The organism is Staphylococcus hominis subsp. hominis, from assembly GCF_002901845.1.
GTDB classification, from domain to species: domain Bacteria; phylum Bacillota; class Bacilli; order Staphylococcales; family Staphylococcaceae; genus Staphylococcus; species Staphylococcus hominis.
This window is the reverse complement of record NZ_PPQE01000025.1, coordinates 297,655-312,376: the sequence shown is the minus strand read 5'-3', so window position 1 is coordinate 312,376 and position 14,722 is coordinate 297,655. Positions and strand designations below refer to the sequence as shown.

Annotated in this window: 12 protein-coding genes and 1 riboswitch; of the genes, 3 read left to right on the top strand and 9 right to left on the bottom strand. The window is 31.2% G+C overall.

Going from position 1 to position 14,722, the window contains the following annotated elements:
* Nucleotides 1–93: 93 nt before the first annotated feature.
* From CD034_RS03100 to CD034_RS03075, 6 genes are all read right to left on the bottom strand, one after another.
* On the bottom strand, nt 94–1,452 hold the full coding sequence (locus CD034_RS03100; RefSeq protein WP_002455520.1) for a TrkH family potassium uptake protein: 1,359 nt from the start codon (nt 1,450–1,452) through the stop codon (nt 94–96).
* 18 nt (nt 1,453–1,470) lie between these two features.
* On the bottom strand, nt 1,471–3,330 hold the full coding sequence (locus CD034_RS03095) for a trypsin-like peptidase domain-containing protein (RefSeq protein WP_049418723.1): 1,860 nt from the start codon (nt 3,328–3,330) through the stop codon (nt 1,471–1,473).
* A 233-nt stretch (nt 3,331–3,563) separates the two neighbouring features.
* A complete protein-coding gene (locus CD034_RS03090; RefSeq protein ID WP_002455522.1) occupies nt 3,564–4,361 on the bottom strand; it encodes a TerC family protein in 798 nt (265 codons plus the stop codon).
* Nucleotides 4,362–4,417: 56 nt separating this feature from the next.
* Nucleotides 4,418–4,550: riboswitch (yybP-ykoY riboswitch) on the bottom strand.
* A 120-nt stretch (nt 4,551–4,670) separates the two neighbouring features.
* Complete coding sequence (locus tag CD034_RS03085; protein ID WP_002455523.1) at nt 4,671–6,233, bottom strand: peptide chain release factor 3; 1,563 nt, start codon at nt 6,231–6,233, stop codon at nt 4,671–4,673.
* The gene (locus tag CD034_RS03080) at nt 6,230–6,487 is read right to left on the bottom strand and encodes a YueH family protein (RefSeq protein WP_002448049.1); all 258 of its coding nucleotides are present in this window, start codon (nt 6,485–6,487) and stop codon (nt 6,230–6,232) included. Before CD034_RS03080 ends, CD034_RS03085 begins: the two co-directional genes overlap by 4 nt.
* Nucleotides 6,477–7,961, bottom strand: a complete 1,485-nt coding sequence (locus CD034_RS03075) for a UDP-N-acetylmuramoyl-L-alanyl-D-glutamate--L-lysine ligase (protein ID WP_064207287.1) — start codon at nt 7,959–7,961, stop codon at nt 6,477–6,479. Before CD034_RS03075 ends, CD034_RS03080 begins: the two co-directional genes overlap by 11 nt.
* A gap of 380 nt (nt 7,962–8,341) precedes the next feature.
* Here CD034_RS03075 and CD034_RS03070 point away from each other — a divergent pair, with 380 nt between their 5' ends.
* Together CD034_RS03070 and ltaA are read left to right on the top strand one after the other, a co-directional pair.
* Complete coding sequence (locus tag CD034_RS03070; RefSeq protein ID WP_002455524.1) at nt 8,342–9,520, top strand: diglucosyl diacylglycerol synthase; 1,179 nt, start codon at nt 8,342–8,344, stop codon at nt 9,518–9,520.
* Nucleotides 9,495–10,691, top strand: coding sequence for a lipoteichoic acid biosynthesis MFS flippase LtaA (ltaA, locus tag CD034_RS03065; protein ID WP_002455525.1), 1,197 nt, complete (start codon nt 9,495–9,497; stop codon nt 10,689–10,691). The genes CD034_RS03070 and ltaA overlap by 26 nt, the downstream gene beginning before the upstream one ends.
* Nucleotides 10,692–10,739: 48 nt before the next feature.
* On the opposite strand, the gene CD034_RS03060 is transcribed toward ltaA, so the two are convergent.
* Both CD034_RS03060 and CD034_RS03055 read right to left on the bottom strand, forming a co-directional pair.
* Nucleotides 10,740–11,249, bottom strand: a complete 510-nt coding sequence (locus tag CD034_RS03060) for a 2'-5' RNA ligase family protein (protein ID WP_002448232.1) — start codon at nt 11,247–11,249, stop codon at nt 10,740–10,742.
* A gap of 105 nt (nt 11,250–11,354) precedes the next feature.
* A complete protein-coding gene (locus CD034_RS03055; protein WP_077700406.1) occupies nt 11,355–12,110 on the bottom strand; it encodes an esterase family protein in 756 nt (251 codons plus the stop codon).
* A gap of 270 nt (nt 12,111–12,380) precedes the next feature.
* On the opposite strand from CD034_RS03055, the gene cozEa reads away from it, so the two are divergent.
* Nucleotides 12,381–13,466, top strand: coding sequence for a lipoteichoic acid biosynthesis protein CozEa (cozEa, locus tag CD034_RS03050; protein WP_049437434.1), 1,086 nt, complete (start codon nt 12,381–12,383; stop codon nt 13,464–13,466).
* A gap of 346 nt (nt 13,467–13,812) precedes the next feature.
* On the opposite strand, the gene fabI is transcribed toward cozEa, so the two are convergent.
* Nucleotides 13,813–14,583 carry an enoyl-ACP reductase FabI gene (gene fabI, locus CD034_RS03045; protein WP_064207289.1) on the bottom strand — a complete coding sequence of 257 codons (771 nt, stop codon included), beginning with the start codon at nt 14,581–14,583 and terminating at the stop codon, nt 13,813–13,815.
* Nucleotides 14,584–14,722: the final 139 nt, after the last annotated feature.

Below are 14,722 nucleotides of genomic sequence, written 5' to 3'. Positions count from 1 at the left end.
TATTACTTTTTCATTTAAAACATAACTATCTATATACAAAAAAGAGTGGGATAACGAATTCAAAATGAATGTATCCCACTTTCCTTTCTCTGTTTATCCAATTTGAATTCTTTCTTTTGGATAACTAAATTTATCAGGTTCTTTACGCCCAGATATCATAATAATAAATGATATTAAACCGACACGTCCTATAAACATAAGAAGCATTAAGACTACCTTAGTAATACTGCTAATATTATCTGTCACCCCAAGTGATAGGCCACATGTTCCAAATGCAGACATGACTTCAAAAAATACCTGTAAGAATGATAAATTATTGGCTTCTGCTGCTAATATAATAATGATACTTACAAAAGTAAGTACTGTCGCCATTATAAACACAGCAAAAGAACGCTGTATATCGATGGTATGAATTTCTCTATTAAATACTTTAATCGATGATTTTTCTGTATTGTTATTAAAATTAATCACAAATAAAATAAGTATCGCAAATGTCGTTGTTCGAATACCTCCTCCTACTGAACTCGGAGAAGATCCAATAAACATGAGAATACTCATAATGACATTTGTTGCATCACTAAAGTATGTCACATCAATGGTTTGTAATCCAGCACTACGTGTAGTTGCAGATTGAAATAATGCATAGAATAAAGATTGATGCCAATTATATCCTTTGAATGCATGATTGTACTCAAGTGCTAAAATAGATAAAAATCCAGATATAAATAAGAAAAAGTAAGTAGTTGTTGTAATTTTAGTAAATAAAGAAAATCTAAAATGACTTACTCTATTTCGTATATAAGCTCTGATTTCAAGTAATACTGGAAAACCAATTGATCCAAGAATAATTAAAAACATTACAATAGTTTGTACAAAGTAATCCTTGGCATATGGAACTAGCGATTGACCAGTAATATCTAACCCACCATTTGTAGTAGCTGAAATAGATACAAACAAACCTTGCATTAAAGCATTTTTCAAATCAGGATTGTCTCTGTAAAAATAAAATGCAAGCAAGAGTGCACCTACAATTTCGATAGTCATGATTGTTTTAACAATTTCAATAATAAGCTTAACTGTCCCACTCATTGTGTCTTTATTATTATCAAGCATAATAAGTTGACGTTCGCGCATACCAATGTGTTTACCAAGTACTACCCACAACACTGTACCTATCGCCATTACGCCTATGCCACCGATGTTTAAGATAATTAAAATGATAAGTTGGCCAAATGATGAATAGGTATCAATAATACTGACTGGCGTTAAACCGGTCACACTAATTCCAGATACAGCTACAAACAACGTATCTATAGGACTTACCTTCACGCCAGGTTTATGTACAAAAGGTAAATTGAGTAATAAAAATGCAACGACAATTGCAATTAAATAATATAAAACAATACCTTGTTGAGGCGTTGATTTTTTGAATAATTTACTGAAAATAGACATTAGTTTGTCACCTCAATGTCATTTCAAATTAATTTCTATATCTTGAATATTTCCATCTCTGTAAATTTTAGCCGATAACGTTTTTAAATCTTGTCGATGGTTAAACAGGATGTGTCTATACTGCAAATTATCTTTTAATGTTTTACCTTCTAATTTTACAATGACATCACCAATTTTTAAACCTGATTTTTTACCTAAACCGCCATCTTTTAATTTTTTCACTAAAATCCCATCATTTATATCATTAGGTAATTTTAAAAGTGAGCGTTCATAATGATTTAAGTCATTCACATTTTCTAAAGCTATTCCAGTATTGGGATAATTTACTTTCCCATTTTTTTCAAGCTCTTTAGCAATTGATTTAGCTTCATTAATGGGAATAGCAAAACCCATTCCTTCTATACTTGGCATATTAATTTTTAATGAGACGATACCAATAAGCTCCCCATCTTTATTAACTACAGCTCCACCTGAATGTCCTGGATTAACGGAAGCATCAATTTGAAACGTTTGCATCAATTCATCATTTTTATTATCTTTATCAAAATCAACAGGAACCAATCGATTTAACCCTGAAATAATCCCTTTAGATACCGTATTTCTAAACTCTTCTCCTAGAGGATTACCTACAATTAATATCGATTCCCCTAAAACTAATTTATTTGAATTTCCAATATGGATAGGTTTAATATTTTTATTATTGATTTTTGCTTTTACTACTGCAATATCTGACCATTTATCTTTTCCGACAACGTCACCTTTTATACTTTTATTCTCTCCATATGTAATCTTAACTTTATCCGCTTCACCAACAATATGCGTATTTGTTAATACAAAAAAAGTATCGCCTACAGTTTTGTAGACGACACCTGAGCCAAGTTCATTATCTGATTTTGAATTTGTTGTTTGAACTGAAATATTCTTAGGTGCGTCACTTTCTACTGTTACCACTGATCTGACAGTATTATTAGCGTTTTTCATAGTTGTTGTGTACTTCTTATCTTGTGTATGTGTTTGATTTGAATGTTGCTCTTGAGAAGGTTCAGTAAAAATAGCTTTTACTAAAACTAAGATTAATATTAAAGCAATTGCGATTAAAATTTTAATCCAATGTTCTTTTAAAAAGTCAACGATCTTATTTTGTGTATCATTTGCTGATTGTTCATGTGATTCATGAGGTTGTTGATCCGATATATTTTCTGTCGTATTCTTATCAGAATTAGATATGTGCTTTGATTGTTCACTCTTAGTATGTTCTACTTGAGTTGAATGTTGCTGAGTTGACATTTGTTCTTTCTCAGTATCGATTGATTCTTTATCCTTAGTTGAAGTGTATGATTCTTCAGTTATTGTTGGATGTTTAGATTGTGTTTTAATTGTATCATTATGCTGATTGTCTTTTTCTTTTTTAGACTTTTGACGAGATTCATTATTTTTATTCAATCTACTATAAGTTGGTTCTATAGATTTATTCGTTTCATTTTCACTTTTTGAGCCATTACTCGAAATTGGTTTTTGCTGTTTCAATTTCTCATTATGTATGTCTTCTTGTTTAAGATGTTGTTCTTCAGGCAGAGTTAAATGATGCCTATTATTTTTCTTAGCTGTTTTTGATGCATCTCTTTTTGATCTTAACTTAGCTAAATGTTGTTGTTGTTGAATTTCTTCTTGTGTTAATTTCTCAATTCTAGCTTTTCTTAAATTATCTTTGACACGTTCTTCATTTACTTTTGCTTGATGCTGTTCTTTTTCCGCTAAATGTTCACGCTTTTGTCTTTCACGTTCAATACGTTCCTCGCGTTCTTCATTATGAAAGTATTCGTGACGTTTACGCCCATATTTACTACGCGGTATCACTTGTTTTTTATCATTATCCAAAGATGCCCACTCCTAACCTTGAAATCACAATATATATCACTAAAAAAATGATTTACTTTTATGTGGTTATATATCTATCTGAATTAATTTATATATTACTTAAATTTTAATATCATTAGTGTTAATAAGCAAACGATTGTCAAATATTTTCTAAAAATATTATACAAATATTTATTAATTGAAAAAACCTTTTGAAGTCTCTTATAAAAAACTTCAAAAGGTATCGATTATATCTAATGCTTAGCATTCTTTTTATTTTTTCGTACTGATGTTAACCATCCAATCACAACTAATAAAATCATTACAGTCCAGAAGATTGCTTGCCATAACGTACTATGTGGGAAATCTTCTGATAATACGCCAATATCTGGATGAGCTAATACGATAACTACTAATTTAATACCTACCCAGCCAACAATTGCGAAAGCGGCACCTTCTAAACCTGGATATTTATTTAATAAATCAACAAACCATGTTGCTGCAAAACGCATTAAAATAACACCAATCATACCCCCGATGAACATGACTCCAAATTGACCTAAATCCATACCGCCAAAATGAATACCCATCTTAGGAAGTGTCACTGCAATAGCCATTGCTGCTAACATAGAATCAATTGCAAAGGCAATGTCAGCAAACTCTACTTTAAATACGGTAGCCCAAAATTTTCCAGCACTTACTTTCTTTTCAGCGCCAGTTTCATCATAATGATGTTCATCCCCAACTTGTTCCTCTTCATCTTTCTTATGGAAGAAATTCCAAAGATTTCTAATAGACATGAAAATTAAGTATGCAGCACCAATCGCTTGAATAAACCAGAAATTCACAATAATACTAATTAAAAATAAAGCAATAAAACGGAAAATAAATGCTCCTAGTAAACCATAGAATAATGCTTTTTTACGCTGTGCTGGTGGTAAATGCTTAACCATTACTGCCATTACAACCGCGTTATCTGCTGCTAGTAATCCTTCTAAAAATACTAACACTAATATTACCCACAAATAAGGTAAAATTAAGCTTGGATCCATGAAAAGACAGCTCCTTTATTTATTTTTTACAAATAAAAAGACCTATGCTAATTCATAGCAAAGGTCTCACTTAGCAAATTTGCTCATTTTACCGGAAGTATCAACTTCGTAATGACGATAAAATGCTGAATTTAAGATGTTAGTAATATAGCCCCTCAAATTCTCAAGTTACTCCCCTCTGACATTAAGTCATAGGTATTTATTTGTTAAGAGTATTATAACCAGATTTGGTATATATAAACAATGTTAAAGCTAAAAATATTGTATCTCTTTATTATTATTTTAAATTAAACCTTATATTGTCATTTTTTATAATAAACTATATAGTTTAATATCTGGGAATTTTTCTTCAAACCAACGTGTAGCAAATTCATTTTCAAATAAGAAAACAAACTTATCATATCTGTCTTTCACTAAAATAGAACGTGACGTGTTCATCTTATCTTGAATATCCTCTTCATTTTCAATCCAACGTGCAATTTTTCTACCTACAGGTTCCATGACGACATCTACATTGTATTCATTTTTCATTCTGTGCTCGAATACTTCAAATTGTAATTGACCCACTGCACCGAGAATAATTTGATTCGTATGAAGTGTTTTATAATATTGAATCGCACCTTCTTGCACAAGCTGTTCAATTCCCTTATGGAAATGTTTTTGTTTCATAACATTTTTAGCAGAGACTTTCATGAAAATTTCAGGTGTAAATTGTGGTAAATCTTGGAAGTTAAATTTTTGTTTACCTCCAACTAATGTATCACCAATTTGGTAGTTACCTGTATCGTATAATCCAATAATATCTCCAGCTACAGCGTGATTGACGGTTTCTTTATCATCTGCCATAAAAGAGGTAGAGCGTGTGATTTTTTGTTTTTTATTGGTACGTTGCAAGGTCACATCCATACCTCTTTCAAACGCGCCACTGACTACTCTCATAAAAGCAATTCTATCTCTATGTTTTGGATCCATATTCGCTTGAATTTTAAATATAAAACCCGAGAACTCGTCATCAAACGGGCTAACTTCAACTTCTTCATTCGTCTGACGAGCATTAGGCATAGGCGCATAATCTACATATGCATTCAAGAAATTCTGAACCCCGAAATTAGCCAATGCTGAGCCAAAAAATACAGGAGTTAAATCGCCATTTAATAATGCTCCATTGTCAAATTTTTCGCCAGCTTCTTCAACTAACATAAATTCTTCAATCGCTTGTTCGAAAGCACTATCATTGCCAATGGTGTGTTCTTCTTCAAGTTCATACTCATCATTTAAATGTAATATGTTCTCTTCATCTCTAAAAGGTTCAATAGTTTTAGTCTCACGATCAATAATACCAAAAAAGTTTTGTCCCATTCCTATTGGCCAATTCATTGGGTATGTGTCAATATTTAACGTTTCTTCTATTTCTTCTAATAGTTCAAATGGCTCTTTACCTACACGGTCTAATTTGTTGATAAAAGTAAAGATAGGAATGCCTCTCATTTTACATACTTTAAATAATTTTAATGTTTGGGGTTCGATCCCTTTTGCACAATCGATAACCATTACTGCACTGTCAACCGCCATTAATGTTCGGTATGTATCTTCAGAAAAATCTTCGTGTCCTGGTGTATCTAGAATATTAATTTTATAATCATCATAATCAAACTGCATGACTGAACTGGTTACAGAAATACCACGTTCTTGTTCTACTTTCATCCAGTCACTGGTTGCAAATTTCCCTGTTTTTTTTCCTTTTACAGTACCCGCTTCACGAATAGCACCACTAAAATATAATAATTTTTCAGTTAGCGTCGTTTTACCAGCATCCGGGTGTGAAATAATAGCAAACGTTTTTCTTGATTCTATTTCTTCTTTTAAACTCATTCATTATTCTCCTTTAAATCCTTTATTATCCACTTAGATAACTGAGAAGCTATACGCAATGCTTCACTTTCTTCTTTAAATGTAAATAATTGCATTATTAACTCTTCATTTATTTCCTGTTCATTGAGTTGTGCATTTAATTCTACAGACCAAAACATATCTGGAATAGCTATCATATAATAAGAATGATGCACGTGTTCATATAGATAGACATTGATTATTTCATTTTGTTCAGAAAGTTGCTTAATGATCATAGTTGGATTTTCCAAACTTTTTATACGCAGCTTCTAAACCAATTAAATCGTCACGATGTGGCACTTTCACGTGTCCTGGCATAATTTGATAAGGTTCTCTACCTTTAGAAGCAAGTACAACTGTATCACCTGGATTCGCGACTTCGATAGCATGTTTAATACCTTCAGCTCGATCTTCAAATTCTATATAGTTATTATGCGTTGCACCTTTAGCAAGTTCTGCAGTCAACATTTTAGGATCGTCATCTGCTGGATTGTCAGGTGTAAAAATCACATAGTCTGCTCGACATGCAACAGCCCCCATTTCAGGCGTTTTTGTTAAATCACGTTCGCCAGCCATGCCTACTAAAAAGATGAGCTTTTGTTTAACAAAAGGTTGCACTGCATCAATCAGTTTATTCATACCATCAGCAGTATGTGCATAATCAATAATTAAATCGATTGGAAGTGATGGGTCTAAAACCTCTAGACGCCCTTCAACAGGTTCTAAAGATTTCACCACTTCTACAATATCTTTGAAACCGACTCCTTTACTCCAAACTGCTATCATAGCTGCCATAAGATTTGAGATATTAAATTTACCTACATATGGTGATGAAACATGATACGTGCCAAATGGAGTAGCAAAATCAAATTGTACACCTTGTAAAGATTCTTTGATATTTTGAGCCATAAACTGTGCTTCATTGTCTATACCATATGTCAATATTTCAAATGGTGTTACCGTTTCTAAATATTTAGAGAAATCATCATCATTATTTAATACCACATACTTTTCTTTTGATAAATCTTCACCTAATTGACTAAATAGTAACGATTTTGCATGTCCATAAGCTTCCATTGTGCCATGAAAGTCTAAATGATCTTGGGTTAAATTTGAAAAAATAGCTACATCAAATTCTACCCCTCTTAATCGTCCTAGAGCTAATCCGTGACTTGAGACTTCCATAGTCATTGCTTCAGCTTTACTGTCTACAGCTTGCTTAATTTTCTTAGTAAGCAATACAGTTTCAGGAGTAGTATTTGCCCCCTTTGTTTTTTCTTCATTAATTTGAAATCCATTCGTACCTAAATATGCACTATTTTTGTCTAATCCCCTGTAAATTAAGTGAATCATCGTCGCGATTGAAGTTTTACCATTTGTACCAGTGACCCCAAAGGTAGTGAGTTGTTGACTTGGATAATCAAATAATGTATGCGCTAATATACTGGCTACTCTTAAAGTATCAGGTACAATAACTTGTGTTACTTCTCCTTTAACTTCTTGCTTACGGTTTACAACTATAATTTTAGTTCCTTGGTCAATGACATTTTGACAAAATCTATGACTATCTACGGTATATCCTTTGGAAGCTACAAAGATACTTTCTCCACTAGCAGTTCGTGAATCTGTAGTAATATCAGTGATATCTATATCTAAAGTTCCTATAACTTGTTTAACTCTTATTTTATTGAACAACTCATTCGCATTCAAAATGTATCGCTCCTTTTTTTCAATATCTCTATTATACACATTTTAAAGTTGTTGATAAATTTATTCTCACCTAAAAAAGTAAATTCTGAACTACTTAAAATCAAATAACTTTTGTATGTTCTGTATTATTAATATTAATTCTAAGTTAATTATTTATAAATTTTTTCTTATCTTAGTGTAAGCCTCCTACATTTCACTTTATTAGTGCTAGGATAAGGGTATAAAGTTAAAGTAATCATTGTTCGAATATGCTATAATTCACTATAAATGAATTTTATGACTTCCTTGAATGAAATACATATTCTTTATACTAGTATGTATTTTTTACTGTAATACATCATTCGATGGATTAAACTTAAATTATTGGAGGGTGACTATTAATGGTTACTCAAAATAAAAAGATATTGATTATCACTGGATCATTTGGAAACGGTCATTTACAAGTGACACAAAGTATTGTCAATCAATTGAATGACATGAATCTACCTCATATTTCTGTTATTGAGCATGATTTATTTATGGAAGCACATCCCATCCTTACGTCTATTTGTAAAAAATGGTATATCAATAGCTTTAAATATTTTAGAAATATGTATAAAAACTTTTATTATAGTCGACCAGATGAATTAGATAAATGTTTTTATAAATACTATGGTTTAAATAAACTGATTAACCTACTTTTAAAAGAAAAGCCTGACTTGATTTTAATGACTTTTCCAACGCCCGTGATGTCAGTATTAACTGAACAATTTAACATGCGTATCCCTATTGCAACAGTCATGACGGATTATCGTCTACAAAAAAACTGGATTACTCCAAATTCTCATAGATATTATGTAGCTACTAAAGATACAAAAGAAGACTTCGTAAACGTTGGTGTACCGGCATCTTTAATTAAAGTCACGGGTATCCCTATTTCTGATAAATTTGAAGCGGATATTGATCAACAGGCTTGGCTAAAAAAATATCATTTAGATCCTAAAAAAAATACTATCCTTATGTCTGCAGGTGCTTTTGGAGTATCAAAAGGTTTTGAACATATGATAGAACGTATCTTAGAAAAAAGTCCTCATTCTCAAGTCGTTATGATTTGTGGTAGAAGTAAAGGACTTAAACGTAATTTGGAAGCCAGATTTAAATCTTACGACAACGTTCTCATTTTAGGATATACAAAACATATGAATGAATGGATGGCTTCAAGTCAATTAATGATTACTAAACCAGGTGGGATTACGATATCCGAAGGTTTGACAAGAAGTATCCCAATGATTTTCTTAAATCCTGCTCCAGGACAAGAACTAGAAAATGCGTATTATTTCCAAGAAAAAGGGTATGGTAGAATTGCTAATACTCCTGAAGATGCAATTGATATTGTCTCTGAATTAACACATGATTCGAACAAATTAACTTTAATGATAAATACAATGCGTCAGGATAGAGTAGATTATTCAACTCATCGACTTTGTATCGATTTATTGAATATGCTCAATCATTCATCTCAACAGCAAGAAATTTATGGAAAGGTGCCATTATATGCTAAGTTCTTTGTCAAACAATAAAAGCATAAGTAAAAACTTTAAAATAATGCTCGTTATTTTATTTTTAATGGAATTTGCTAGGGGAATGTATGTATTAAGTTATGTTAACTATTTACCTACTGTAACCTCTATCGCTGTAGCTGTGACTTCAGCAGCGTTATCTATTCATTTTATTTCAGATGCAGCTACAAACTTTGTGATTGGTTTTTTATTAAAGAAATTTGGAACTAAAATTGTCCTTAATTTAGGTTTTTTATTAGCTTTTTTAAGCTTGTTTCTAATTATTTTCTTTCCAGCTAATCCTATCATTATCATTATTAGTGCAATTATGCTAGGAATTGCAGTCAGTCCAATATGGGTAATCATGTTATCTAGTGTGGAAGAAAGTCAACGTGGCAAACAAATGGGTTATGTATATTTTGCATGGTTATTAGGTTTGCTTGTAGGCTGGGCGTTTATGAATGTTCTAGTCAAAATACATCCAACGCGTTTTGCATTCACGATGTCTCTTGTCGTCATTATTGCATGGATACTTTATTATTTTGTAGATGTAAAACTCACAAATTACGATACTAAACCTGTAAAAGAACAATTAGGTCAAATCGTAGAAGTAATGAAGCGTCATATGATTTTATTCCCAGGTATTTTGTTGCAAGGTGCTTCAATATCAGCTTTGCTTCCAATATTGCCGACGTATGCTACAAAAGTTGTGGGGGTAACAACTATTGAATATACTGTTGCTATCGCTATTGGTGGTATTGGTTGTGCAATATCAATGTTATTTTTATCTAAAATAATCGATAAAAATAGCACTGGCTTTATGTATGCCGTTATTTTTGTAGGATTCATATTGTTTACGCTATTTATTTTTGGTCTCTCACTAGTTAACAATATTATTGTTGTATGGATAGTTGCCGCCTTTATAGGTTTAATGTATGGCATTTTATTACCTGCTTGGAATACTTTTATGGCTGGACATATCGATCCGTCTGAACAAGAAGAAACTTGGGGTGTATTTAATAGTGTCCAAGGCTTTGGTTCAATGATTGGTCCTCTTTTCGGAGGCCTTATCGCTCAATTCTCAAATGGATTAAATAATACATTCTATGTCTCAGCTTTCATTTTTCTATTACTCGCTATTTTTTATGGCATTTATTTTATCAAAAGTAAAAAGCATCAAAAATATTCTTAAAAAAAGAAGTCAAAACATTTTAGTTTTGACTTCTTTTTTATATACATATCATGCTAGTTTAAAACTATCAACAATGTTCCATCTATCTTCATCTTCATTGTAATGTAACAATGAAAGTTCATCGATGGTTTCTCTATGATCTACTCCTGCAAGCTTCACTTGACCAAATATATCTTCAAATTCTTGACTCGTTAAACCTTGAGCAATCGTAAAATGAGGAACGAATGGATGTTCAGCTTTACCATAAAATGATTCAGTATTAAATGTATTAAATAAATTTTCTAATTCTTCTGTTTTTTCAACTTTAAAATAAATAACATTATTTGTCGGTTTAAAGCTTGAAGCTTTTGTCACGTGGACCTCTACAGGTTTAAATCCATCTAATTTTTGTTTAACTTCGTCTTTAAATGAATCTAATTCTGTTTCTTTAAGTTCAAAGTGAGGTTTAATCGTAATATGTGGCATAATACGTGCATACTCCGTATCATAACGCTTACGATAGCCATCTACTTCATTTTGAAATGATTGTGCCGGAATAAGTGCTAATCCTATCTTCATTGAAATTCCTCCTTTGTTTAACATACTTCTATTATATCAAAATTCTATTTAATACGTTATTAGATACAACGTTTTTTGAAAAGGCTTTCAAAAAAGATATGTAGACTATTCATATGTACTATGATTATTATTTAAAAAATAATAGAGAATATCTCCGATCATAGGTTTCCATGATTTCCAATTATGACTACCATTAAATTCATTGTAGACGTAAGTGACACACTCATCTTGTTCAATAAGGTTTGATAGCTTTCTATTTGGAGTTAAAAAATCAGCTTGCTCACCAGTCGTTGGTAATTTAAAATCGACTTCATCTCTACCAATCGCATGCCAAATTGTTAATCGATTACGTTGCTTACATGTCTCAAATTTTTCAAGAACAGTATGATCTGAGTGCGGACTAAACATAGCTATTTGACTAAATATTGAAGGATAAGTCAATGAAGTAAGAAAGGCAATACTTCCAGCTAAACTATCTCCTATTAATAATCTAGAATTTCCCACTTTATATGTAGGAAACGTTTGATCAATGAAAGGTAAAAGTTCTTTAACTACTGACTGAATCGTCTTTTCACTACGACTACCTTGAGGATGAAACTCTTCTCTACGTTTCTCAACATCTTCATAATGAAATCCAACAATAATAGCACGTTCAATACGTTCTTCTTTTTTTAGACGTTCATATTCACGCTGAATCCTTCCAAATCGGAAAAAGTCCAATCCATCAAAACAAATAATCACCTGAGACTTAAATAATTCAGTAAAATCTTCTGGAAGATAAATCGACAATGTGATATCTCTTTCTAGAATTTTACTATTTAAAATATATTTATTAATTTTTCCAGCTTTAAATTCTTCCATATTATCCTCTCTCCTTCATATATATTCATATTGTATCAATTTTATTTATTAGTGACAGTGATATAAACGTTTATAATAAGCTTTTTTATTTTAGATTCTATATACTTTTTTAAGAGAATTAGGAATTGTTTAATTAAGCTCATATATTTTTATACAATTAAATATTATAATATAATTATTTTTTAGTTAATAAATTTTTCCTTTTTAACATCTCTTATTTAAGATATACTTATTACTAATGAATTGATTACTTTAGGAGGAAGTAAGTCTATGCTTAATAAAGTATGGTTTCGAACTGGAATTTTCTTAATCATCCTGTTCGTACTTATAAAGTTATTTATGGAAGTGCATAGTGTATTTACACCTATAGCAACTATTATAGGTTCAGTGTTTCTTCCATTCTTATTAAGTGGATTTTTATTTTATATCTGCTTACCTTTTCAAACACTTTTGGAAAAATGGGGTTTCCCACGTTGGGCAAGTATTTTAACTATCTTTATCGTATTAATCGCTATTATCGCTATCGTAGTAGCTTTCATTGCTCCTATTATTATTTCTAATGTTAATAATTTAATCAAAGCAACACCAACTTTACAACGTGATGCAGAACAAGTGGTTAATTTCTCATTAAATCAAATGGATAAATTACCAAGTGATGTAACAGCGAAAATTAATTCAGCAATGAAATCAATCAGTGATAGTTTAACTGGTATATTAGCAAATTCAATCACTTATATCACATCTCTTATTTCAACCATTTTCTTATTGATTATGGTACCGTTCTTCTTGATTTATATGTTAAAAGATCATGAAAAATTTATTCCAGCAATTGGTAAATTTTTCAAAGGAGAACGTAAAGTTTTTGTTGTTGATTTACTTAAAGATTTAAATTATACCTTAAAATCGTATATTCAAGGTCAAGTTACTGTTAGTTTCATCTTAGGTGTTATTCTTTATATTGGTTATAGCCTTATTGGGTTACCTTATACACCATTGCTTGTATTATTCGCTGGTGTAGCAAACTTAATCCCATTTTTAGGACCTTGGTTATCATTTGCGCCTGCTGCAATATTAGGGATTATCGATGGTCCATCAACATTTATTTGGGTCTGTGTTGTTACATTAATTGCACAACAACTTGAAGGTAATGTCATCACACCTAACGTCATGGGTAAATCACTAAGTATTCATCCACTTACAATCATTGTTGTTATCTTAGCAGCGGGTGATTTAGGAGGATTCACACTTATTTTAATTGCTGTTCCACTTTATGCAGTATTAAAAACAATAGCAAGAAATGTATTTAAGTATCGTCAACGTATCATTGATAAAGCAAATAGCGATGTTAAAGATTAAATTAATTATTAATGCTTTTTAATTACTTATTGCGGATAGAACATATTCTATTCGCAGTTTTTTTTATGTCATATCACATTGAATAATATAAAGCTAGAAGAGGGATAAAATTCATTTTTAAGTCGCTGTTCCACATCATCAATGCCTCCCCAATTTGCGTTGAACGTAGATGTTCTTATTGAAAGTTTCTATGTTCTAGCCTTGGAACTGAAATTGAATAAAGCTTGATACAAATGCATTTTCAATTCAGTCATCAACTGTCGATTTATAAAAAAAGTCTAAGACAACTCATTGTCTCAGACTCTTAGATTTATCATATATCTTATAACTATTTTTCAATTTAAACTTATTTAATTGCGTGGAAACCACTATCTACGTGGATATTTTCTCCAGTTACACCACTTGAAAAATCACTTAATAAATAAGCAGCAGTTTTACCCACTTCTTCTTGATCTACATTACGTCTTAACGGTGCACGTTCTTCAACTTCTTTAAGAATTAAATTCAATCCACCTACACCTTTAGCACTTAATGTACGAATTGGTCCAGCAGAAATTGCATTGACTCGAATATTATCTGGGCCTAAATCATATGCTAAATATTTAACATTTGCTTCAAGACTTGCTTTTGCTACACCCATCACATTATAGTTTTGAATTGCAAATTCTCCGCCTAAATAAGTTGTAGCTACAATACTACCACCATTCGGCATAATTTTTTTCGCTTCATGAGCTACAATTGTTAATGAATATGAACTAATATCTTGTGCAAGTAGGAATCCTTCACGAGATGTTTCAGAAAAACGACCACGTAAATCTTCCATATTAGCAAATGCAATTGAATGATAGACGCCATCAATATTTCCAACTTCTTCACCGATTTTCGCAAAGCCATTAATGACATCTTCATCTTTTTGAACATCTATTTGATAAAGATGATGCTCTTTTTGATTTAATTGATCTAATAATTTTTCTAATTCTTTTTTACTACGTTCTTTACGATATGTAAATACGAGATGCGCGCCTAATTCGTCTAATACTTTAGCTACGCCAAAACCAATACTACGTTTGTTAGCGATACCCATAATGACAAAGGTTTTATTTTCTAAATTAATCATATAAATTATCTCCTTATATTACTTTATATTAATCCGTTCATTATAAACGTTTTTAACATACATATTTTACCATTGTTAATAATATTTAATAAAGTAATAATAAATTTTCAAATCATCTCAATAAAAAGAGAGGTACACA

Bases quoted from the DNA above. Each gene is read 5' to 3' on its own strand.
- CD034_RS03100 (WP_002455520.1), bottom strand. From the start codon at position 1,452: ATGTCTATTTTCAGTAAATTATTCAAAAAATCAACGCCTCAACAAGGT.
- CD034_RS03090 (WP_002455522.1), bottom strand. From the start codon at position 4,361: ATGGATCCAAGCTTAATTTTACCTTATTTGTGGGTAATATTAGTGTTA.
- CD034_RS03085 (WP_002455523.1), bottom strand. From the start codon at position 6,233: ATGAGTTTAAAAGAAGAAATAGAATCAAGAAAAACGTTTGCTATTATT.
- CD034_RS03080 (WP_002448049.1), bottom strand. From the start codon at position 6,487: ATGATCATTAAGCAACTTTCTGAACAAAATGAAATAATCAATGTCTAT.
- CD034_RS03070 (WP_002455524.1), top strand. From the start codon at position 8,342: ATGGTTACTCAAAATAAAAAGATATTGATTATCACTGGATCATTTGGA.
- ltaA (WP_002455525.1), top strand. From the start codon at position 9,495: ATGCTAAGTTCTTTGTCAAACAATAAAAGCATAAGTAAAAACTTTAAA.
- CD034_RS03060 (WP_002448232.1), bottom strand. From the start codon at position 11,249: ATGAAGATAGGATTAGCACTTATTCCGGCACAATCATTTCAAAATGAA.
- CD034_RS03055 (WP_077700406.1), bottom strand. From the start codon at position 12,110: ATGGAAGAATTTAAAGCTGGAAAAATTAATAAATATATTTTAAATAGT.
- cozEa (WP_049437434.1), top strand. From the start codon at position 12,381: ATGCTTAATAAAGTATGGTTTCGAACTGGAATTTTCTTAATCATCCTG.
- fabI (WP_064207289.1), bottom strand. From the start codon at position 14,583: ATGATTAATTTAGAAAATAAAACCTTTGTCATTATGGGTATCGCTAAC.